The sequence below is a fragment of the Dictyobacter aurantiacus genome, from assembly GCF_003967515.1.
GTDB classification, from domain to species: Bacteria; Chloroflexota; Ktedonobacteria; order Ktedonobacterales; family Ktedonobacteraceae; genus Dictyobacter; species Dictyobacter aurantiacus.
On sequence record NZ_BIFQ01000001.1, the window covers coordinates 5,756,442 to 5,777,542 of the forward strand.

At 58.0% G+C, this 21,101-nt stretch carries 19 protein-coding genes; 12 read left to right on the top strand and 7 right to left on the bottom strand.

Translation table 11 applies throughout. The annotated features are described in order from the left end of the window. Window positions 1-106 precede the first annotated feature (106 nt). The 9 genes from KTT_RS23215 to KTT_RS23255 all read left to right on the top strand — a co-directional run bounded on the left by KTT_RS23215 (window position 107) and on the right by KTT_RS23255 (window position 9,600). Complete coding sequence (locus tag KTT_RS23215) at window positions 107-520, top strand: MarR family winged helix-turn-helix transcriptional regulator (RefSeq protein ID WP_126598716.1); 414 nt, start codon at window positions 107-109, stop codon at window positions 518-520. A gap of 87 nt (window positions 521-607) precedes the next feature. Next, window positions 608-1,585: a ring-cleaving dioxygenase gene (locus KTT_RS23220; protein ID WP_126598718.1), complete on the top strand. Its 978-nt coding sequence runs from the start codon at window positions 608-610 to the stop codon at window positions 1,583-1,585. 526 nt (window positions 1,586-2,111) lie between these two features. Next, window positions 2,112-2,825 carry a DinB family protein gene (locus KTT_RS23225; protein WP_160146071.1) on the top strand — a complete coding sequence of 238 codons (714 nt, stop codon included), beginning with the start codon at window positions 2,112-2,114 and terminating at the stop codon, window positions 2,823-2,825. A gap of 46 nt (window positions 2,826-2,871) precedes the next feature. Then, on the top strand, window positions 2,872-4,623 hold the full coding sequence (locus tag KTT_RS23230; RefSeq protein ID WP_160146072.1) for a glycoside hydrolase family 36 protein: 1,752 nt from the start codon (window positions 2,872-2,874) through the stop codon (window positions 4,621-4,623). Between the two features lie 213 nt (window positions 4,624-4,836). After that, complete coding sequence (locus tag KTT_RS23235) at window positions 4,837-5,733, top strand: phosphotransferase enzyme family protein (protein ID WP_160146073.1); 897 nt, start codon at window positions 4,837-4,839, stop codon at window positions 5,731-5,733. 167 nt (window positions 5,734-5,900) lie between these two features. Continuing rightward, window positions 5,901-6,950: a M42 family metallopeptidase gene (locus tag KTT_RS23240; protein ID WP_126598726.1), complete on the top strand. Its 1,050-nt coding sequence runs from the start codon at window positions 5,901-5,903 to the stop codon at window positions 6,948-6,950. A gap of 267 nt (window positions 6,951-7,217) precedes the next feature. Further along, window positions 7,218-8,507, top strand: coding sequence for a serine hydrolase domain-containing protein (locus KTT_RS23245; protein ID WP_126598727.1), 1,290 nt, complete (start codon window positions 7,218-7,220; stop codon window positions 8,505-8,507). 97 nt (window positions 8,508-8,604) lie between these two features. Beyond that, the gene (locus KTT_RS23250) at window positions 8,605-9,141 is read left to right on the top strand and encodes a MarR family winged helix-turn-helix transcriptional regulator (RefSeq protein ID WP_160146074.1); all 537 of its coding nucleotides are present in this window, start codon (window positions 8,605-8,607) and stop codon (window positions 9,139-9,141) included. Window positions 9,142-9,150: 9 nt separating this feature from the next. After that, the gene (locus KTT_RS23255; RefSeq protein ID WP_126598731.1) at window positions 9,151-9,600 is read left to right on the top strand and encodes an SRPBCC family protein; all 450 of its coding nucleotides are present in this window, start codon (window positions 9,151-9,153) and stop codon (window positions 9,598-9,600) included. 110 nt (window positions 9,601-9,710) lie between these two features. Here KTT_RS23255 and KTT_RS23260 read toward each other — a convergent pair whose 3' ends face one another. After that, window positions 9,711-10,586: a class I SAM-dependent methyltransferase gene (locus KTT_RS23260; protein WP_235845808.1), complete on the bottom strand. Its 876-nt coding sequence runs from the start codon at window positions 10,584-10,586 to the stop codon at window positions 9,711-9,713. Window positions 10,587-11,424: 838 nt separating this feature from the next. On the opposite strand from KTT_RS23260, the gene KTT_RS23265 reads away from it, so the two are divergent. Continuing rightward, window positions 11,425-12,387, top strand: coding sequence for an MBL fold metallo-hydrolase (locus tag KTT_RS23265; RefSeq protein WP_160146075.1), 963 nt, complete (start codon window positions 11,425-11,427; stop codon window positions 12,385-12,387). A 49-nt stretch (window positions 12,388-12,436) separates the two neighbouring features. Here KTT_RS23265 and KTT_RS23270 read toward each other — a convergent pair whose 3' ends face one another. From KTT_RS23270 to KTT_RS23280, 3 genes are all read right to left on the bottom strand, one after another. Further along, window positions 12,437-12,730: a hypothetical protein gene (locus KTT_RS23270; RefSeq protein ID WP_126598735.1), complete on the bottom strand. Its 294-nt coding sequence runs from the start codon at window positions 12,728-12,730 to the stop codon at window positions 12,437-12,439. 162 nt (window positions 12,731-12,892) lie between these two features. Further along, window positions 12,893-13,435 carry a TetR/AcrR family transcriptional regulator gene (locus KTT_RS23275; RefSeq protein WP_126598736.1) on the bottom strand — a complete coding sequence of 181 codons (543 nt, stop codon included), beginning with the start codon at window positions 13,433-13,435 and terminating at the stop codon, window positions 12,893-12,895. A 158-nt stretch (window positions 13,436-13,593) separates the two neighbouring features. Continuing rightward, window positions 13,594-14,415 (bottom strand): methyltransferase domain-containing protein, encoded by an 822-nt coding sequence (locus KTT_RS23280; protein ID WP_126598738.1) that lies wholly within the window; start codon window positions 14,413-14,415, stop codon window positions 13,594-13,596. Between the two features lie 249 nt (window positions 14,416-14,664). Between KTT_RS23280 and KTT_RS23285 the strand changes: the two genes are divergently transcribed. After that, on the top strand, window positions 14,665-16,422 hold the full coding sequence (locus tag KTT_RS23285) for a haloalkane dehalogenase (protein WP_218030969.1): 1,758 nt from the start codon (window positions 14,665-14,667) through the stop codon (window positions 16,420-16,422). Here the strand turns inward: KTT_RS23285 and KTT_RS23290 are convergent. Both KTT_RS23290 and KTT_RS23295 read right to left on the bottom strand, forming a co-directional pair. After that, complete coding sequence (locus KTT_RS23290) at window positions 16,417-17,145, bottom strand: class I SAM-dependent methyltransferase (RefSeq protein ID WP_126598740.1); 729 nt, start codon at window positions 17,143-17,145, stop codon at window positions 16,417-16,419. The two genes, KTT_RS23285 and KTT_RS23290, sit on opposite strands and share 6 nt — an antisense overlap. Window positions 17,146-17,154: 9 nt before the next feature. Continuing rightward, window positions 17,155-17,988, bottom strand: a complete 834-nt coding sequence (locus tag KTT_RS23295; protein WP_126598742.1) for a helix-turn-helix transcriptional regulator — start codon at window positions 17,986-17,988, stop codon at window positions 17,155-17,157. Window positions 17,989-18,165: 177 nt separating this feature from the next. Between KTT_RS23295 and KTT_RS23300 the strand changes: the two genes are divergently transcribed. After that, window positions 18,166-19,170 carry an LLM class flavin-dependent oxidoreductase gene (locus KTT_RS23300; protein ID WP_235845809.1) on the top strand — a complete coding sequence of 335 codons (1,005 nt, stop codon included), beginning with the start codon at window positions 18,166-18,168 and terminating at the stop codon, window positions 19,168-19,170. A gap of 388 nt (window positions 19,171-19,558) precedes the next feature. Here KTT_RS23300 and KTT_RS23305 read toward each other — a convergent pair whose 3' ends face one another. Beyond that, complete coding sequence (locus KTT_RS23305; protein ID WP_126598744.1) at window positions 19,559-20,962, bottom strand: FAD-binding oxidoreductase; 1,404 nt, start codon at window positions 20,960-20,962, stop codon at window positions 19,559-19,561. Window positions 20,963-21,101 lie beyond the last annotated feature (139 nt).

The following is a 21,101-nucleotide window of genomic DNA, read 5'->3' on the forward strand; positions in this document are numbered from 1 at the left end:
GAAGTTGATGGCTTGCACATGTCCAGCCTTACTTTTCATTTCCTGCCTTGACACCGTATAAGTTTAGTGCTAAACTTAGGGCAGTAATGAAAGGGGATGAGATGAGATGCTTCGATCGGCGGTATTTGCCTGGCTGCGATTGTCGCGCGTCTTCCAGAAGATTGGGCGCGCGTCGGATGTGCACCTGCGGGCGTGGGGATTGAGTACGGCCCAGTTCGATATCCTGGCCCAGGTGGGCGCGGCCAAAGGGATCACGCAGCAGGAGCTGGCGGATAAGCTGCTGGTCACCAAGGGGAACGTCTCTCAGCTGCTGAGCCGCATGGAGAAGCAGGGACTGCTGACGCGCAGCCAGGAGCGGCGCAGCAACTGCTTGAGCCTGACCGCCAAAGGGCAGGAGCTCTATGAGCGCGTCGTGCCCGCGCAGGAAGATCTGGTAGCGCGCCAGTTCCAGGGTCTCACGCCCGCCGAGGTTAACCAGCTGCTGACGCTTCTGCGCAAGCTAGATCACTCGCTGGATTAATCCTCTTCTTTTTTTTGTTTGTAAGTTTAGAGCTAAACCGATAAGGGGTAGTCAGTCAGTCACAGGTATTCGCAAGGGATAATGATTATGCAATTAGGTGGACTCCATCACATCAGCGCCATCACTGGCAACGTTTCGCAGAATGTCGCTTTTTACACCCAGGTGCTGGGTATGCGCCTCGTCAAGAAGACCGTCAACCAGGACGACGTATCGGCCTATCACCTGTTCTACGGCGACGAGATCGGGCATGCTGGTACCGAATTGACCTTCTTTGATTGGCCGCAGTCGGGCCCCAATCGTCCCGGCGTAGGTACCATTTCGGCGATCATGCTGGGCGTGACCGGGCGCGAGGCGCTCGCGTGGTGGGTCAAGCGCCTTGATGAATTTGGCGTGTCACACGATGGCATTCAGGAGCGCGGCGAGGCGAAGAAAGCCTACCTGGCCTTCCGCGATCCCGAGGGGCAGCGCCTGGAGCTGGTCGACGATGAGGGTCGCATGGACGGCAAGCCCTGGGCCAAGAGCCCCGTTCCGACCGAGATGGGCATCCATGGACTGTACGGCGTGCGCCTGCTGGTGCGCGACGCGGCCCCAACCATCAGGCTGCTGACCGGGACCATGGGCTTCCGCCCAGCATACAGCTACCAGTCCGAGGAGCAGAGCACCGTTGAGGTCTTTGAGGTTGGCCCTGGTGGACCCGGTGCCGAGGTGCATCTGGACGTGCGTCCCGCTCTGCGTCGGGGTAGTCCCGGCATCGGTGGCGTGCACCATGTCGCCTTCCGCACCCCCAACAATGAAGAGCACGAACAGTGGCGCGCCCGCATCGCCGAAGTCGTTCGCAACGTCACCCCGGTCATCGAGCGCTACTACTTCCACGCCATCTACTTCCGTGAGCCCAACGGCGTCCTGTTCGAGGTCTCGACCGACGGACCCGGCTTCACCGGAGACGAAGATCCCGAGCACCTGGGCGAGCTGCTGGCGCTGCCGCCCTTCCTGGAGCCGTATCGCAAGGAGATCGAGGCGAACCTCAAACCCATCCGCCCCGTGACCTTCTCTCCATCCGCATAATGGCCGCAAGCGGCCAGGCGAATAAATAAAACGGGGATATATTGTCGCCATCTAACGAGCCATTGTAGAGTATGTTGGGCGAACACGAAAACGCATCCCCGTAGGCGGCATAGGATTGCGCCCTGACTGACACGCAGGCCGCATGAAACGCAGCAATCCGGCCTCGTGCATGCCGCGTCCGTTCACGTACGAATTCGTCTCAAAGAACGATGACCGTGCATAAGCCAACGTGTCGTACGCCAACAGGGCGGCATGCACGAGGCCGGATTGCTGCCTGGTTGGCCAGCCAGCGTCTCGAAAAGACCGCAATCCTATGCCGCCTACGGGATACGTTTTCGTATTCTGGCAAACGATTTTTTATCCCTTCTTATTTTATTAAATATCATGGGGTTGCCGTTATATATGCATTTCATTTGCGATATTTGCCTGAGATGTTCGTTACATACTTGACATGGGCGCACCATATAGGTACAGTTTAGAACATATGTATTGATCACTTTAGAGCTGTTTAGAAATGGGTGTGTTGATGGTCTATCGATTGTATCTGGAGTCGGGGCCGCAGAAGAAGAAGACGATGGTGCATGTGGTTGATTTGCCGGGCTGCGTGGTGACGGGTCCGACGACCGATGAGGCGCTGCGGCGCACGCCTGCGGTGATTCGGCATTATAGAGAACTGCTCAAGAAACATGGGGTAGTGGTTGAGTGTTTGGAGGATGAGATACAGATCGAGGTGGCGCAGCATATCATGGAGGGATCGTGGTTGGGCAACGGCGATCCCGCTCTGCTGGTTCCGACGGATCTGGAGCCGCTGACGGCCGAGAAGCGCGAGCGCTCTATCCAGTGCGCTGAATGTATGCGCGCGGAACTGCTGGAGCTGGTGAACGGGCTGAGTGACGAGCAGTGGATGGCGCAGCCTGAGAAGGGACGCAGCATTCGCTCGATCCTGCAGCATATCTTCGGGGCCGAGTACCAGTACATCCGGGGCTACTTTGGCAAGCTGGACGGGGTGAAGGGACCCGGCCCGGTGGAGACGATGGGGCGCGGCGAGCTGCTGGCCTGGATGGCGTTCGTGCGGGTGCGTGAACTGGAGGCGATCCGCGCCTGGCCGGTGGAGGAGCAGGCGCGGCAGTCAACGCATGGCCAGCAGATTAAGACTGCCAGCAAGGTGATGCGGCGTATGTTGGAACACCAGTGGGAGCATCTGCTGGAGATCAATGATCGTGTCGGTGTAGAGATCTAACGAATTTGTGATTGAGAGATAGATAGCGATGGACCAAGGAGGGGTGATGGCAATTCTATTCTTGCGCGAGATGCCGGGTAGCGTGCGGCTTGAGCCGGGAAGTGATATGGAGCTGACAGACAACGTGCGGCTGTCCCGGAGCTGGCAGGGAGATGTCTGCCAGCCGACGCTGACCAATCTCAATGCCAGCCCTGTGCGCGTGCGCGAGGTGGTCTTATTTCATGGGGACTTCGATCTGGCCTTTGATTGCCCGTGGTATGCCGAGGGCTACCAGATGTTGTCGCAGACCAGTGGTAGCCTGAGGATGCCGGAATCCATCGGCAGCTATAACGACCACGAGCACTACAAACTTGAGCAGCGGTCGCCATTCTTCACCGTCTATAATCTGCTGACCCTACAACTGGTGTCGACCCACTACCTGCTGCTGGCCTTCACATCCTGTCGCCGCTTCAGTGGTCTCTTCCGCATCAATCCCGATTCTTTTGAGGTGGTGCTGGACACCGAGAGTCTCACGTTGCAACCCGGAGAGAGCTGGACCCTGGAGGAGTTGATGTTCGCCCAGGATGAGAATTGTGATGCGCTGCTGGAACGGCTGGCGGAGCGCATCCAGCACAACCATCCACGCCTGACCTGGCCGGAGATCCCCACCGGCTGGTGCTCCTGGTATGGCTATGGGCCCGCGGTCAGCGAGCAGAACATCCAGGCGGCGATGGGTACGATCGGGAAAGCGTTGCCCGAGCTGAAGTACATTCAAATTGACGATGGCTATCAACGCTATCTGGGCGATTGGCTGACGCCGGGCACGCGCTTTCCACGCGGCATCCAGACGCTGTGCCACGAGATTCGCGACCAGGGATTCGAGCCCGCCATCTGGGTCGCCCCCTTTATCGCCGAGCAGGATTCGCAGCTGCTCAAGGAGCATCCCGACTGGTTTATCCAGGATGATAAGGACCAGCCCCTCTCGTCCGCCGCCATCTCGTTTGGTGGTTGGCGTAATCCTCCCTGGTATATGCTGGACGGTACCCATCCCGGCGTGCAGGACTACCTGGAGCACGTCTTTCGTACCATGCGCGAGGAATGGGGCTGCCACTACTTCAAGCTTGACGCCCTCACCTGGGGCGCCTTGCCGGGAGGACGACGTCACGATCAGATGGCCACGCGTGTCGAGGCCTACCGGCAGGGGATGGCAGCGGTTCTGCGGGGCGCGGGCGATGACAGCCTGCTGCTGGGTTGCAACGCGCCGCTGTGGCCCTCGCTCGGCACGGTCCACGCCATGCGCGTCTCGGGGGATATTGCCCGCCGCTGGTCGACCGTGGCCACCGTCGCGCGCGAAACCTTCTGGCGCAACTGGCAGCACGATCGCCTGTGGATCAATGATCCCGATTGCCTCGTGCTGACCAATCAGAAAGGCAGCAAGCTGACGCCCGACGAGATCCAGTTTCACGCTACCGCCATCGCGGCCTCCGGCGGCATGCTGCTCTCTGGAGATCGCGTCGAGAATCTGTCGGACGAGCAGTGGAGCGTGTTGAGGCAGCTGCTGCCTCTCATAGGCCAGGCCGCCAGTTTCGACGATCTGAGCCAGCGTGTCGGGCGCGTCCAGGTGGATGGTGGCCAGAGGCTCTACCTCTTCAACCGGGATGATCGGCCGCGCGACCTGGTTGTTCCCCTGGATGGCAGATGGCGCCTGAGCGATCTATGGAGCGGCGAAGAGCTTGGCCAGTATGAGGGCACGGTCACGTTCACAGAGATGCCGCCGCACGCGGCCCGCCTGCTGATGGCCACGCGTCTGGCGGATTAGAAAGATGGGGGCGCATGAGGAGCGCGCTGCTGCGCAACCGTAATTATGCCCTGCTGTGGTTGGGGCAGCTCGTTTCCAGTACCGGGGACTGGGCTTTCTGGCTCACGCGGCCCTATTATAGGTCATGAATGACACCCGACACCCATTTGCCACTGTACTCGCTCGTTCCGCTCTTCTATACTTATGAGGAATAGGTTTTTTAGAAGGAAATCCATGGATCTTGAACAACAGATTGCAAATCAGTTTGGTCTGAGCGCTGTCACCTGTGAAGCGCTCAACACGCCGACTAACGATGTGATCGCGCTCACCACGCGCACGGGTCGCTTCGCCCTCAAGATATATCATCTGCAGCGGACGCCGGCTGAAGTTCAATGGGAGGTGGATCTTGTTACCCATCTCATGCGCAATGGGGCTCCGATCGCCAGTCCTGTACGCGGCAGGCATGGCTACGTGGAGGAATTGCGCGTCGATGGACGAGATCGCGTGGCGGTCCTTTTTGAATGGGCAGCGGGTGAAAAGCCAGCACGCGCAGAAGACACCTATGCCCTGCTGGGGAAAGCGGCCGCTCACATTCATCGAGTGGCTGATTCGTTTACCTCCGCGTTGGCGCGTGAGAGCTACGATGCGCATACCCTGATCGACGAACAACTGCAGCGGATGAACCGGCATCTAAAGGAGGCGCAGCGGTGGGAGCAGGCGACTGCGCTGGGCGAACGCCTGAAAAGGGTGATCGCCAATCCAGCCCTGGATCGCGGCGTCTGCCACATGGATCTCACGCTCGACAATGTGCATCGCCACGGCGAGGAGATAACCGTCTTCGACTTCGATAGCGCGGGCACATGCTGGCGTGCCGTCGAACCGCATGCCATCTTACGCTCTTCGCGGACATTCTTTGAAGCATGGCTGGACGGTTACCGCTCGCTTCGGCCTTTCGACCGGCTTAACGAGCAGGTGGTAGCGGTATTCTGCATTATCGGGAATCTGCGCGGTGTCGCCTGGGATCTCGGCGTTGCCATCTCATCGCGCGGAGAGCCACGGCTGGGGAGCGCGGATCTCCCGGGCATTGTCGATGCGTGGCTGGATTGGGAGCGGAAGCATCTCTGCGTTTAATCCTCTTCGTCCGGGTGAGATGGCTTCCAGGCGTACATGCGGGCTGGACAAATGTTCGCTGGTGGTGTAAAACCAGTGGGTAAGGAATATGAATGTCAAGAACCCAAACACCACGCCTGTGTCCTGCACAGCGATACAGCGAGATAGCAAGGAAGAGGAAGAGAAGAATGTCACTCAACATTGAACTGCTGAAAAAGATCGCCGAGACCCCTGGTATTTCGGGACGTGAAGACCAGGTGCGCGCCCTGATCCTGGAGGAATTGCGCGCCCTGACCGACGAGGTCAGCGTTGACCGGTTGGGCAATATCATCGCTGTCAAGCGAGGCAGCAGCGAGCGCCGCGTCATGCTGGCCGCGCATATGGATGAAATTGGCTTCATCGTCAAGCATATTGATAACAAAGGCTTCATCCGCATTCAGCCGGTGGGCGGCTTTGATGCCCGCGTGCTCGTCGCGCAGCGCGTCCTGGTCCACGGCTTCGCGGGCCAGACTCTGCGGGGCGTGCTGATGCCATCGAGCAAGCCTATCCATCTGCTGGGCGCCGAGCAAGCGGCGGCACTGAAGCTCGATGACCTCTTCATCGATCTCGGTCTATCAAACGAGCAGGTGCGCGCGAACGTAGAGGTGGGCGATATGATCACCATGGATCGCACGCTGGAGGTCGTTGGCGACATGGTCGTCAGCAAGTCACTGGATGATCGTGCCAGCCTGTTTGTGATGCTCGAAGCCCTGCGCGCCCTGCGGCACCACGAGGTCACTATTTTCGCCGTCGCCACAGTTCAGGAAGAGGTGGGTCTACGTGGAGCCGGTACCGCCACCTACCAGGTGCAGCCGGACGTGAGCGTGGCGCTGGATATCACGCTGGCCAATGACATCCCCGGAGGCGCCGATCAGGACGCCGTCACCCGACTGGGCGATGGCACCGCCATCAAGGTCTTCGACTCGTCGCACATCTCCAACCACAAGCTGGTGCGGCACTTCCGCGACGTGGCGGAGCAGCACAACATCCGCTATCAACTCGAAGTGCTGCCACGCGGCGGGACCGATGCGGGCGCGATGCAGCGCGTACGCGAAGGCTCCCCCACCATCACGCTCTCGACGCCCACCCGCTACGTCCATACCGTCAACGAAATGATCCAGCAATCCGACCTGGAAGCCAGCATCAACCTGCTGGCCCGCTACCTGGAAGACGCCCACAACGGCGACTATACTTTCTAGAGCGCTGGTCAAGACATTCAGGAATGAATAGATAAGCTCTAGCATTCTGGGAAAGAGACGGGGGAATTGGAAAACACTTCTTCTATCTCTAGTATACATCGTTGTGTCTACAAATAAACCGTGCGAAAGGCCAATGTGCGCGTCAGTCCTTTCTGCTATACTCATCTGCGTTCTATCCTCAGAAGCGCTTCTAGCGTCTCTGGGGATTGTACGCTCTTCAATGGATTAGGTTGTTGTTGACAATCACGCAGAGGAAAAGAGGAACGGATGATCAGCACTAAGATTGACGCGCTTCTCCATGCCCAGATTGGTTCACAGGAGCCAGGAGTCGCGATAGCTCTTCTCAAAGAGGACCACATTGTTCACTGTCAGGGTTACGGGATGGCCAATCTGGAATGGGGACAACCTGTGACGCCCCGCACTGTCTTTGGCCTTGGATCGCTTACCAAGCCCTTTACAGCAACAGCAATCATGCTGCTAGAGAAGCAAGGAAAACTCCGTCTTGACGATCCGATTCAGCACTACCTCCCTGCTTACCCGATCTCCCAACATACGGTAACGCTCAGGCATCTTCTGACACATACCTCTGGTATTCCTAACTTTGTCACACAGCCGAAGTTTTGGGACAAGCATGCACACGCCGTAAACTCTGCTGATGAGGTCATCGCACTCTTCAAAGAGCTTCCTTCCGACTTTTTACCGGGCACAAAGTATAGCTACAGCAATTCAGGCTACGTTCTGCTTGGTCGCATACTGGAGAGACTCTTAGACATGAGCTATGCGGAGGTGATGCAACGACTCATCTTTGCCCCCTTGGGCATGACGCATTCGTACTATCTGAGTCCTGAACCTATTATTCCCTCTCGTGCGAGTGGCTATACACACACGGAACAGGGATATCACCACGCCCGCTTCATTACAGCAGCAGCGAAGTACGCAGCAGGAGGATTAGGATCGACCCTGGAAGACCTGCTCCTTTGGGATACCGCGCTCCGCGAGGAGCGTTTGCTTGATCGTATGACACAGGACCGTATGTATGCACCGGTCCAACTGGCTACTGGAGATACAGAGAACTATGGTCTTGGATGGGGAATTGGCCAATATCGTCGCCATCCTTTTATGTGCCATGCAGGGGGCGTACCCGGCTTCTCAAGCTTTTTTGGACGCTTTCCTGAAGACGGCGTCACAATAGTTATTCTCTCCAATCGAGATGGCTTTGATGCAAGTGGACTTGCTCGTCAGTTGAGTCACCTTGTGCTTGACCTTCCAGCGCCTCGTCGTACACCAGTTTCATGCAGTCCAGAGACAAAGAGAAACGTGATCGGAAGCTACAGCGGTGTGTTTGGAACAGTGGAGGTGAAAGAGGAAGAACAGACACTCTATCTTGATGGATGGTCCAAATACGCGCTTGTGCCTCTGAGTGAAACGAGCTTCTACCGGGCCGATGATAGGGATACGGAGGTCCATTTTGAGAAGCCAGATGAGCAAGGAAACGCGACACGTCTGCGAGTAATCCAGCCTTTCTTCTGGTTCACGGCCGAGAGAAGCGCAGACTAGAGCATGCACACCCATAGATGTATCAATTCAAGCTGATTTCCTCTTGACAAATAAATTGTTTTTAATAAGAATGATTTGTATTAGGAGGACATGTACTATGGAAAGAGGTCACAATGAGGAGCCGTTAGGTTTTGCGCTGGGAGCGGCGGCACGCAAGCTGGCGAAATTCTACACCCAGGCGCTGGCGGATCATGCTCTGACGCCTTCGCAGTTCTTTCTCCTGCGCCAGCTGTGGTTCGAGGATGGGTTGCCCTCACGCGATCTCGGGATACGCGCCCAGCTTGATGCCACCTCAACCACCTGGCTCGTCGATCAATTGGAGAAAGCCGGCCTCGTAGAGCGCAAGCGCAACGATTCTGATCGGCGCGTTGTGCGCGTCTGGCTGACCGAGAAGGGGCGCAGGTCTCAGGACGAACTGGTCCCGGTGCTGGCTCGCTGGGAAGGCGCGCTGCATCAGGAGCTTGTGTCCCATCATTCCTCTGACGAGGTTGCCTCCTTTTATCGTGTGCTGACCACACTGATCAACACGCTGCCGGAAGGGGACGATCTCTGGAAACAGTTCTCAACCTCCTGGGATACCCGACTTGATCTGCTGCGTTCCCTGGCTGAAGAAGAGACTGATGAGAAAGGATAACACACGATCATGGAGCAAATACATCCGGGCGGCCGTATACTTGAAAAAGAGTTGTTTATTAAAGCTTCGCCTGAACGCGTCTTCCGGGCCTTGACAACCAGAGAAGATCTTGAGCGCTGGTTTCTGGTCAAGGCCGAGCTTGATCTGCGCCCCGGCGGCACGATCAGATTCTCGTGGCAGCCGGGCTCGTTCGAGGTCGGCAAGATTCTGGTGCTTGAGCCACCCCATCGCCTCAGCTACACCTGGGAGACCTTCGGGCCTGCCCCCACCACGATCGCTTTTGAACTGACCGGGGAAGACGGTGGTACCCGCCTCCACCTCACCCACACGGATATCGGCACGGGTGAGGACTGGGATCGCTACTATACCAGCGTGAACAAGGGCTGGAGCGCCCATCTCGCTGATCTTACCAGCTGGCTTGAAACCGGCACCTGCCCACCTCCGGGTCCGAGAGGCTAGGTCCGGCAGGTTTTCCATTACCCTTAGGGATCAACAGGCTCTGGTGGCATAGCTGGCGTTCTCCTCTGCATTTAGGAGGCGCGCCAGCAGCACCTTGTTTGGGGAGCGCCTCAGGGATGCTGCCCGACGATGGCATAGAAGTTGACTCTGGTATGCATCTGCTCATACTCACGCTGTGAATGCGCGATCGCTTCGTCGTAATCCTGCGGGCTGATATGGGCGAGCTGAGTAATGAATGAGCGCATGGCGCCTGCGATGGCGTTCATATCGGTCAGATTCATCTGTCCCAGGCGCCCTCCCCATTTCCCGACCGGGATGTCGATCACTCGTCCCTGGCAGTAGCGCGCGCCCGCGTGGGTCAGGAGCCCGACCAGGTTGCGTGAAATCGTGGGATCGATGCCGCGTTGCTTGCAGGCTAGCAATGCCCATTGATACAGCTGCGCCATGGCCGGGCCGGCGGGCAGCATCTCAAGGTCGACCTCCACCAGTTCGATCCAGCCGCCGGGTTTCGTCACGCGCACCAGCTCGTGCAGCAGCAGCGGCCACTGCGCGGCCGGCAAGGCCACGGTCAGCAGGCGCTGATGGACATAATCAAAGCTGGCTGTGGGAAAGGGCAGGCCCTCCATGACGTTGCCCTGCACAAACGAGCAGTTAGCGGGAAAGGCGACCTTGTGTCCCGTGTCCTGACCCGGCACTTGCAGGTCCAGCCCGCAGACCTGGGCCTGTGGAAATTCGGCGGCCATCTCCTGCGCCCAGCGTCCCGTGCCGCAGGCCACATCCAGGATGCTCTTCGGCTGCTGCAGCGGCGCGAGATGGTTGCTCCGCATCGCGTAGCGCAGCATATAGTGTTGAAAGTCTAATCGATTGACCTCGCCCAGGTCCTTGGGCAATAAATAAGGGACATTGGCGATAATGCGCCGACCGTCAACGATCTGCTCATCCAGGTCTAATGACCGGGGAGAGATCTGGTGGGGATTGTCTTGCACAACGATACCTTCTTTTTTGTATATTGATCACCTTTTACCTTTTTATTGTAGTCACTCATCTTTGTTAGGTCAATGATATATGTAACTCCTTGCAGTATATGTCACAAATTTTACGCCATTTTCATATCTCGCTGAGAATGTGTCTGACTCTCGTCACTCTGGGGGCACATGAGTGCTCCCGCACGCGCGTCCGCTGCGCAGCCGCATTGGTTTGGTATGGTGGTGCAGCAGGGGCGCTTTCGCGCCCCTGCTGCACCACCATACTATGGACTCGTGAGCACCGCCGGTGCGGAAACTCAGCCGGGCTGCAGGCGATGATCATGAGAATCAGGCACTCTCTGAGCTCGACTTTGTACAAAAGTAGCAAAATAAGCTCCCAGAATACGATGATCCAGATTCTTCCTTAGCCCAAAGAATGAAAAATGTACAAAGTCGAGCTGAGAATGTGTCTGACTCTCGTCACCATAGGGGCACATGAGTGCCCCCGCACGCGCGTCCGCATTGGTTTGGTATGTTGGTGCATCGGGTGCGCATCCGCGCACCCGATGCACCAACATACAATGGAATCCTGAGCACCAGCGGTGCTCAACAGTCCATGGTGTGTTGGTGCAGTGCGTGCGCATCCGCGCACGCACTGCACCAACACAAAAACAAGCGCGGCCGCGCAGCGGACGCGCGTGCGGGGGTTTTCACGTGCCCTCAGGGTGAGAGGAGGTAAGACACATTCTGAAAATAGGAACAGGTTCGGAGGAATTATATTGAAAGCACAGGATAGCAAAACATATAATGATCAATGGATTTGGTGGCCTTAGCTGGCCAGAAGAAAGGATTTTTCTTCATGGATATTGCTGAAGTTTCTTTTGCGTCCCCGTATTTTCAGCTTGAGCAGGTGGCGGAGGGGGTATATGCCGCGATTGTGCGCGGCGGCACGGGTGCGTGGGGCAACGCGGGCATCGTCGATCTGGGCGACGAGACGCTGGTATTCGATACCTTTTTCACGCCTCCGGCGGCACAGAGCCTGCGCGAGGCCGCCGAGACCCTGACCGGTCGATCTCCCGCCTATGTGATCAACAGCCACTTTCATGCCGATCATGTCTTCGGCAACCAGGTCTTTGATGACGCTATCATCGTGTCCACCACCAGAACGTACGAGCTCATGAGCGAGCAACTCCCCGCCATGCTCGAAGAGGTCCGCGTGCATCCACCTTCCCAGGAAGAAGTGGTCGGGGATAGGCAGGACCCGCGCCTGCGGCGCGATCGGGCCATGCTGGCCGCTGACTACCGGGCCATGGAGGTCGCGCTGCCAACGCTTCGACTACGGTTGCCGGATCTCACCTTTGAGCGGCGCCTGGTCTTTCATGGTGCCCGCTATACGGCGGAACTGCTCACCTTTGGCGGCGGACATACCCCGAGCGATGCCATTCTGTACCTGCCATCGATCGCCACCGCCTTCACCGCTGATATCGTGCAGGTCGATTTTCATCCCTCCACCAATATCGCCAATCCCGACGAATGGCTCACCATCCTTGAGCAAGTGGACAAACTCGGGCTGCAACACGTGATTCCTGGACATGGTCCGGTGGGGAGGGGCGAGCATGTCAGGATCATGCGGCAGTATCTGGTTGATCTGCGCCAGCTAGTCACGCAGGCCCGGCTGGATAGCCCGACAACTGATTATCTCAGTACCATCCAGGAGCCAGAAAAGTACCGTACCTGGTCCGCTGCGCCCTTCTTTCCGCAGAATCTTTCCAACATGGATCGATGGTATGCTCACAGGCAAGAGCGGGGTAAGGCTGAATAATCGACCTTACCCCGCTCAGAGCGCTACACCTTCTTCAGCGCAGCCTGCTCTACTGAACAGGATTTGATGCCGTTAATGTGTTCGGTGTTGCCCGGGCGGTTATCGTGTGCAAGCGTATGAGCAGAATGGCTTCAGTGATGATCAGGAGCAGGATCACCGCCACATGAGGGGCGCGCAAGAAGTAGAGGACCAGAGCCAGCAGCAGGGCTCCCAGCACATTGCTGATATAGCCGAGCGCGAAGAAGCTGCCGCGCGGCGTACTAGTAACGACCAGGTAGTTGATACATGCGAGCAGGATAAGGGAGAAGCCACCGCTGGCGAACCATAGAGCATTGAGGGTCAAGGCACCATAGATCAGTGGGGGTCAGCGCCATATGGATGATGCCCGCGAGTAACACAATGGCAGCGATGATAAGGATGGCTTTCTTCATGATGCACCTTTCTTCATGGCTTTCCTGACTTAAAACATACGATTGCGTATGTTTTAAAACTAAAAAAAATGTGTTTATTCACCAGCTACATTCAATGCCAACAAGAGCCGCTGGATCTCGGCAAAGGTGGCGGGTACATTCTCATTTCTCTGGCTCCAATCGATCCAACCGAGATAGACAAAGTAGCACAGGCGGGCAATCTGGCTGGCCTGCGTAAAGGGTTTGCCTATATCACAGAGGAGCCTGGTGATGTAGGCCATACGCACCTGCTCGACGGCGGCAACACGGCGGGCCACCGCCACATCGATGTTGGCCCAATGATGGATGGCCGCTTCCAGGCTCTTATCGGCCGAGAAGCTCACCTCGAATAGACGCTGGAAGCGCTCATGTGGAGAAGCGATCTTCTCCAGCGCATCGATGGCGTTGTGTGTGGTGCCGACCTCCCAGGCTAGCAGCAACGCGTCGAGGAACTGCGCTCGATTGGGCCAGTAATGATAGAAGCTGCCCTTGCTGATATGCAGCTCTTTCGCCAGTGCCTCAATTTTTACGCTGTCGATGCCCGCAGTCGCCAGGACGCGCAGGCCCGCCTGTATCCAATCATCCCTCGTCAGTTGCATAAATGTATTCCTTCATCAAACATACGTATGCGTATGTTTTCATATAGAATCTACCGTTTCAAACTCTTTTTGTCAAGGGCTGTTCTGCTGTCAACCAGGACTTCACGAAAGTGAATGCAACCAGGTAATTGTCGCACCAGCATGTAGTATCGTCCCGCTTAGATGGATTTGTGACCGGCTGTAATAAAGTAGGTCATGGCATGGAAGAAGCGTCCTGTGCGCATAGACTCTTCCATGTAGGTGATCCACTTGCTAGCCTCTTCCTCGCTGACCACTTCGTGCTGCCGGGCCAGGCGCATACCTTCGATGAAGCGCGCCAGCGGCTGGATGGTCTGGTAGTCGGTCGTGATCCAGGTCAGCGGTTCGACCACGATATCGCGCAGGCCGTGCTGTTGGAAGAGCGCGTACTGGCGATGGGCGATATCTGGCTGACGGATGCCGGAGCTACGAAAGTGGAAGAAGCGGCGCGTGACCTCTGGATACGGCGTGTCGAGCACATGGGTCTCGTGATCGGGATCCACAATGACCAGACGGCCGCCGGGCCGGATAACGCGAATCAGCTCGGAGAGTGCGAGTTCTGGCTGTGGTAGATGCTGGAAGGTTTTATCGGAATAGCAGCGATCGAAGGTGTTGTCGGCAAAGGGGAGTTGGTGGAGATCCCCTTGCATGAAGTTGATGGGCAGGGATAATTCTCCTGTTCGGAGTTTCGCGTTGTCGAGCATGGTCTGGCTAAAGTCGAGGCCAGTCACCTGACCGCCAGGGCCGGTGAGCCGGGCCAGCGCGCGCGTATCCTCACCAGTCCCGCAGCCAGCATCCAGAATCCGCTGTCCGGGCGTAATCTCCAACAACTGGCGTGCGCGCTGCTTGTATGCTTTGACGAAGGGTGCTTCGTGCTGGAAGTCCATGCAGCGCACGTACTCCTGCGGGGCCTCGGCCCGATCTACATTGGTAAACTCGCTTTGTGGACGCTGCTCATCCATCTCTTTTCCTTTTGTCCTTGCTCTTGTATGGCCCGCACCTCATTGCTGACCGACGATATTGTTATATGTAGCCTCTTTATTTTGATATACCATCTAACCGAGAAAAGAACAAGTATGCTCCTCTCCCAAGGACCTTGACAAAATTAGGGTTATTAACCTAAAATTAGAGCAGTAATTAGGGTAAATAACCTAATATGTGGCGGTGATGGTACGTAGGGTCAACATTATTGAGGGAAAGGAATATGCATCATGAATTCTATACATCTAACAAAGCCGGCTGGCGATCCTGATTGGCGGCTGGAGGAGGCGCCGACGCGGCCCGCGTGTATGCCGGAGGAGGGCGAGCTGACCGTTTATGAGACGGAGAATGGCGTTCGCTTTGTGCGCACGCTCGAGGAGCGCTTCACCGATCTACCAGACTTTCCGTTCGAGCCTCGCTATGCCATGGTTGAGGGTCTGCGCATGCACTATGTCGATGAGGGGCCGAGGGACGCCGAGGTCATACTGCTGCTGCACGGGCAGCCCAGCTGGTCGTATCTCTATCGCAAGATGATCCCGCCTATCGTGGCCGCCAGCTATCGCGTGATCGCCGTCGATCACATCGGGATGGGGCGCTCGGATAAGCCGTTGGACCTCAGCTTCCATACCTTTGAGAAGCATGTACAACGACTCAAGACCTTTATCGCCCTGCTCGACCTGGAGGAGATCACGCTGTTCTGCCAGGACTGGGGTAGCCTGATCGGTCTGCGTGTGGCCGGCGATCAGCCGGAATGCTTTGCCCGCATTATTGTAGCCAATGGAACCTTGCCTGTGATCCCACAGGGGATGAATCCCTTTGGCGTGCCCAATCCGGTGCAGGTCAACTGTGATCTGGGCGACTTCTCGCGGCCAGCCGATCTCTCACCCGCCAGCTGGCAGACCTTCTTCCAGCGCTGGATCATTTATGCGCTGACCGCTCCCAACTTCACGCCGAGCCAGGTCATCTCCTCCATGGCGCAGCATACGCTGAGCGACGCGGAGAAGGCCGCCTATGACGCGCCCTATCCGAGTATCAGCTACAAGGCGGCGGTGCGCACCTTCCCCTCGATGGTGGCGGCGATCGAGGAACAGAACGTCCCCGCCTGGCAGGCGCTGGGAGAGTACCGGAAGCCGTTCCTGTTCCTGGCCGGTGAGCACGACCACAATATGGGCTCGACCATGAATCAGCAGCGCATGACCAGTCATATTCCCGGAGCCCAGGGCCAGCCGCACGAGCGCTTCGAGGCGGGCGGCCACTTCATCCAGGAGGACATCGGTCCCGTGCTGGCCGACCGCGTGGTGAACTTTATGCGCGCCAATCCTCTGCCGCAGCAGGCCGAGGAGTCCGCTGAGCCGCAGCTGAAGATGCATGGGCAGATGCACGGCGCGCGCTACGGCGAGGTTCTGCTGGTCAGCCCCCACCTGAGCCACGTGGAGGCCACGGTCTACAACACGCTGGGTCTCAACGACTGTCCCGACGAACTGTGGCGGCAACTGGATCCCGAGGCGATCAAAAAGGAGCACAAAGCCCGCTTTGTCATCCTCAATGGTCCGCGCTACTTCTTGATGGACCAGATCGGCAGCGCCGACGTCAGCCAGGAGCACACCACCTTTGGCGGCCTGCAGATGCGGCGCATGGCCATCGTACGCATCCCGCTCGCCAGTGCCGTGCGGGGAGGACTCAAGCAGAAGCCGTACACCGAGAACACTGTCGCGCGCACCACTGACTATGTGTACAACAGAGGTCGCGAGGTCTATGAACTGGTAACTCCCGATGGCACAACCTACATCATGCAAAGCTACTCCCTCAAAGTCGATCCCACTTTGAAGGAAGAGGATCTCAAAACGCTGGGAGACCGACTAAAGCTGCCCGCTGGCTGGCAGTATCGCGTGCGTCGGCTCGACCACGAATACATCCTGCCCATCCGCGGCCAGGCCTACGTCATCCAGGACGACCTGCAAAACTCCTACCAGCGTGTCTCATCATAACGGCTGTTTGATGGCGTAGATGATGATGTAGCCGGGGACGGATGCGTAGCGCTCGGCGTGGTGGCGCTCGGCGACCGCTTGATCTAGCCGGGGTTCGATGATGCGCTGGAGGGCGCAGCCAGCATTGATGACGCTGTTGAGATAGGTGCTGAGCGGGCGATGGATGAAGTAGCCTCCATGGGTCTGTGGGACGGCTCGCTGGCGGAAGTAGTCGCGCACCTCGACGTAGCTCTTCTCCTTCCATGCCACTCCCGGTTCTTCAAAGCAGGGATGCAGGAGGGAGAAGATCAGTCCACCCCCATCACGCAGGGCTGCCACGCAGTTTTTGAGCGCGGACTCGTAGTCGGGGATGTCCATCAGGACCATGTTGGCGATCACAAAGTCGAAGCTGTGCGTGGGGATCCAGGTGGAGAGGTCGGCCTGGATGTAGTGGATGCCAAGCTGCTCGCTCTGTTCGCGGCGCCGGGCGTAGGTGTAGAACTTCTCCACCGGTTCAACGCCTGTCACGCTGGCGCCAGCCCTGGCGAGAAGTCGGCAGAGATAGCCCTGGCCACAGCCGGCGTCCAGGATGGTCCTGCCCCGCACATCGCCCAGCAGCTCGAAGATGGCTGGATTCAAAAGGTGCTGGCGCGTCAGGTCTCCCTCGTCGCCGAAGCCTTCGATCAGTTCTTGTGGATAGCTTGCGTAGGCATCGATGATGTCGGTGTTGGTCAACTCATCCATGAATCTCTCCTAAGTCATTAATGTCCTCAATTTTGCCGCGGAGTCTTCCTGGGGCAGAGGCGTATAGACGACCATCTGTAGTTCGGGCTGTTCAGGCATGGGAAACACCGTGGAGTGCAGGGCCATGCGACCAACCAGGGGATGATTGATCTCGTTGAGGCCGCTGCAATCCAGCATAATGTCGTGCTCGGACCACCAGGCACGAAACTCGGAGCTGTCGCGCAGCAACTCGGCGATCAGCTCGTTGAGCCATGGATCATCGGGATAGCGATCGTATGTCGCGTGCAGAGAGGCCAGGCAGGCTCTTGTATCATGTTCCCAGTGGATGCGAAAGGTGCGCGAGGAGGGATGCATGAAATGAAACCAGAGAGCATTGCGCTCTCTCTCGCTGCGGGTAGCATAATCGCCAAAGACGCGCCGGGCGCTTTCATTCCATCCCACCACATTTACGTATTTATCGAAGAGCAGTGCCGGATAAACAAAGCCATCCAGAATAGTTTGCGCGGTTGTGGTCGGCATATGCTGTTCGTGGACTGGTTCATCGCGTGCTGGAAGTGGATCATGGGCCAGGCGAAACAGGTGGCGGCGTTCCTGAGCGTTGAGCTGCAGGATGGATGCCAGGCGCTCCAGCACCTGGTCGGAGACCTGTATATCGCGGCCCTGCTCCAGCCAGGTGTACCAGGAGACGCCCACGCCCACCAATTGGGCAAGCTCCTCTCTTCTGAGGCCAGGCGTGCGCCGTCGTTGAAAGGTCGGGAGGCTAAACTGCTCTGGCTGTAGACGAGCGCGCCGATGCTGTAAGAAATCGGCCAGCCCCGCGCGGCGTTTAACTCTTTCTCTCATCTCTTTTCCCTTTATTCCGGCGAGGGCAGGCTCGCGAGGAAGCTATCACTGTTCAGACATATGATACAACACACTCCTGGTTAAAGCACAGGCGTTACAGCATACTATCCCTATACCGGTTTCCGGTATGCGAGTGAATTGTTGATAAACTGTATGGCAGTGATCTGCCGGGAGAATATGATGCAGCAGAGAGATGAAGTGAACCAGCCATTGCACGTTCCCGCAGCGCGTGCGCGTACGCTGCGGGAACGTGTGGGAGTATACATTCAGGCGGGAGATAGCGTTGAGGCGATTAGCAGGATACGTGAGGCTGAGCAGGCGGGCGTAAGGCAGGCCTGGATGGCTATGGGAGGGGCGGGCTTCGCTGATGTATTGACTGTGCTGGCGGCAGCCGCCGTCCAGACCGAAGAGATTATGCTGGGAACCGCGATTGTGCCTGCTCCTACGCGCCATCCACTGGTGATGGCGCAGCAGGCGCTGGCCATGCATGATCTCGCCCCCGGGCGCCTGCGCTTAGGAATTGGCCCTGGCAATCCACTGTACCTTGAGGGCCACTATGGTTTGCGACAGAGTGCGCCCCTGAGCTATCTCAAGGAGTACCTGGAGGTGCTGCGCGGCGTATTGTGGGAGGGAAGGATCAACTACCAGGGGGAATTTTTCCAGGTGACCGATACCTTGCCGCGCACCGCTCCGCTGCCCCTGGTGATCTCGGCGCTGGGCCTGAAAGCGTTTCGACTGGCGGGTGAGGGTGCGGATGGGGCTCTCGCCTCGCTGTGTCCCGTTCCCTATCTGCTGGAGCAGGCATTGCCGGCCTTGCGCGCCGGAGCCGAAGAGAGGTCGCGTCCGTCTCCTCCCATTATCGCCTGCTTACCGGTCGCCCTCAGTACGAATGAAGAGGCGGTCAATAGCGCGGTGCGGCGGTTGATACAGCAGCTGGCGCAGGCGGGCGCGCACGCTCGTATGTTTGCTCAGGCTGGTTGGGCTACTGCTGTGCAGGGCAATGAGGCCGCGTTGCAGGCCCTGGCGCGGGAACTTGTGATCAGCGGCGACGAGGTGACGGTGCGCGATCGTCTGCACGAGCTGCTGGCGCATGGTGTGGATGAACTGCAGCTTTTACCCATACCCATCGCCGATGAGCCCATGGAGCGACGACAATTGCTCCGTGTGATCGGCTCCTTATAACATCAAACGTGGGTGTTGACACAGTAAAGGAAGTAAGAAGAAAAGAGAATGTATCAGCGCAAACGAGGACGTCGTGAGCAGCATCAATGCCCCAAACACGAAACGCCCGTGTAGCGGCGACCTTCAATGGTCGCCTGGACCGCGAGCGCCAGCGATTGCGGTCCCCCGTTCCCGGCCGGTTCGGTCCCTCATGAATAACATCTTGCCCAACGTGGTGCCCATAAGTAACGTTCGCTTTTGGGTTCGCGTGTGGAAAGTTCGCGCGCGGGTACCACGTTTGCCGGCGTAGGCGCCACGAGAAGCGGTATCGTGCGGGTACGGGGCCGCAATCGCTGGCGCTCGCGGCCGGGCGACCATTGAAGGTCGCCGTTACAGTAACATTCCTGGTTTATTGGCCGGGCTTGATGTTCTGGTTGACATGGAACAGATTGCTCGGATCGTATGTGGCTTTGATCTGCGTCAGCCGGGCGTAGTTGTCGCGGTAGGCTGATTGTACGGTATCGGTGCCTTCGTCCATCATCATGTTGATGTAGCCTCCGCCAGCCGAGTAGGGGTGCAGGGCCATCCAGTAGTCTCTGGCCCACTGGATCATGCGCTGATTGTTGCTGGGATCGGGATCGACGCCGACGATGACTTCGGCGAAGCTGGCGTCGCGGTAGCTGAAGGCGGTATCATTCGGGTCCGGGCGATGGGCCGCTCCGTTGATCGGGTAGAGGTGCATGGTCGAGTGCATCGTGGGCAGTTGCGCGCCGTACTTTACGTGCAGATCGATGGCTTTAGCGGGCAGGTTGTTGAAGAAGTCAGTCTTCCAGTACCATTGCAGACCTTTGGGATAGAGCGCGTCGAAATGGGTCTGCAGCTGCGGCCAGGGAATGGGTCCGGCGAAATCTACCGCCGGTGGGATGGCGGTGCGAATTGGCTGCAGGGCCGCTTCGGCCTCCTCCAGTGCTCCGCTGAAGCACCAGACGATGGCGCACATCTTCTGCAGGTGAAGATGTTCCGGGAATGGGGGCGCCGGCGGCACGGTGATAAAGGCGAACCAGCCGTTGATATCCTCGGGCGCATCGGCGATGAAGTCGCACCAGAACTTCATGACCTCGCTCGCCTGCTCAAAGGGCCACAGCATTGGTCCACCATAGACTGTGCTGATGGGGTGTAGCTGGAACAGAAACGAGGTGACGACGCCGAAATTGCCGCCGCCGCCCCGGATAGCCCAGAACAGGTCGGGATGCTCGTCGGCGTTGGCCGTGACGAAGCTGCCATCGGCGAGTACCATATCGACGCCGAGCAGGTTGTCGATCGTCAGACCGTATGTGCGCGAGAGGTAGCCGATACCGCCGCCCAGGGTCAGCCCACCGACGCCAGTGCTTGAGATAAAGCCGCTGGGCGTCGCCAGTCCGAAGGGATGGGTAGCATGATCCACATCGCCCCAGGTGCAGCCGCCCTCGACGCGAACCGTACGCCCCACGGGATCGACGCGGGTCCCCTTCATAAGTGAGAGATCGATAACCAGGCCATCATCGCAGGTGCCGAGGCCGGGTCCGTTGTGGCCGCCACCGCGCACGGCCAGTGTCAACTGCTGGTCGCGCGCAAAGTTGACGGCGGCCATCACGTCCGCGACATCCATGCAGCGCGCGATCAGCGCGGGATGTTTGTCGATCATACCATTGTAGACATGGCGGGCCTGCTCGTAGCCGTCATCACCGGGACGCAGCAATGGGCCACGCAGTTGAGCTACCAGTTTTTGAACCTCCGCCTCCTCCAGGGTGACGGTTGTGTTATATTGTTGCATCGTCTTTTTCTCCTTGCCTGCCTGTACCGTTTCAAACAAAGCGGAACAAGCCCCAATACGTTCAACATACCATGCTGGCCCACCTTTGAGAGGGGAAGATGGTCTCGTTGGTGGAACGTGCGCGCCCGGGCACAGGGCC

Bases quoted from the DNA above. Each gene is read 5' to 3' on its own strand.
- KTT_RS23215 (WP_126598716.1), top strand. From the start codon at position 107: ATGCTTCGATCGGCGGTATTTGCCTGGCTGCGATTGTCGCGCGTCTTC.
- KTT_RS23220 (WP_126598718.1), top strand. From the start codon at position 608: ATGCAATTAGGTGGACTCCATCACATCAGCGCCATCACTGGCAACGTT.
- KTT_RS23225 (WP_160146071.1), top strand. From the start codon at position 2,112: ATGGTCTATCGATTGTATCTGGAGTCGGGGCCGCAGAAGAAGAAGACG.
- KTT_RS23230 (WP_160146072.1), top strand. From the start codon at position 2,872: ATGGCAATTCTATTCTTGCGCGAGATGCCGGGTAGCGTGCGGCTTGAG.
- KTT_RS23235 (WP_160146073.1), top strand. From the start codon at position 4,837: ATGGATCTTGAACAACAGATTGCAAATCAGTTTGGTCTGAGCGCTGTC.
- KTT_RS23240 (WP_126598726.1), top strand. From the start codon at position 5,901: ATGTCACTCAACATTGAACTGCTGAAAAAGATCGCCGAGACCCCTGGT.
- KTT_RS23245 (WP_126598727.1), top strand. From the start codon at position 7,218: ATGATCAGCACTAAGATTGACGCGCTTCTCCATGCCCAGATTGGTTCA.
- KTT_RS23250 (WP_160146074.1), top strand. From the start codon at position 8,605: ATGGAAAGAGGTCACAATGAGGAGCCGTTAGGTTTTGCGCTGGGAGCG.
- KTT_RS23255 (WP_126598731.1), top strand. From the start codon at position 9,151: ATGGAGCAAATACATCCGGGCGGCCGTATACTTGAAAAAGAGTTGTTT.
- KTT_RS23265 (WP_160146075.1), top strand. From the start codon at position 11,425: ATGGATATTGCTGAAGTTTCTTTTGCGTCCCCGTATTTTCAGCTTGAG.
- KTT_RS23275 (WP_126598736.1), bottom strand. From the start codon at position 13,435: ATGCAACTGACGAGGGATGATTGGATACAGGCGGGCCTGCGCGTCCTG.
- KTT_RS23280 (WP_126598738.1), bottom strand. From the start codon at position 14,415: ATGGATGAGCAGCGTCCACAAAGCGAGTTTACCAATGTAGATCGGGCC.
- KTT_RS23285 (WP_218030969.1), top strand. From the start codon at position 14,665: ATGAATTCTATACATCTAACAAAGCCGGCTGGCGATCCTGATTGGCGG.
- KTT_RS23290 (WP_126598740.1), bottom strand. From the start codon at position 17,145: ATGGATGAGTTGACCAACACCGACATCATCGATGCCTACGCAAGCTAT.
- KTT_RS23295 (WP_126598742.1), bottom strand. From the start codon at position 17,988: ATGAGAGAAAGAGTTAAACGCCGCGCGGGGCTGGCCGATTTCTTACAG.
- KTT_RS23300 (WP_235845809.1), top strand. From the start codon at position 18,166: ATGATGCAGCAGAGAGATGAAGTGAACCAGCCATTGCACGTTCCCGCA.
- KTT_RS23305 (WP_126598744.1), bottom strand. From the start codon at position 20,962: ATGCAACAATATAACACAACCGTCACCCTGGAGGAGGCGGAGGTTCAA.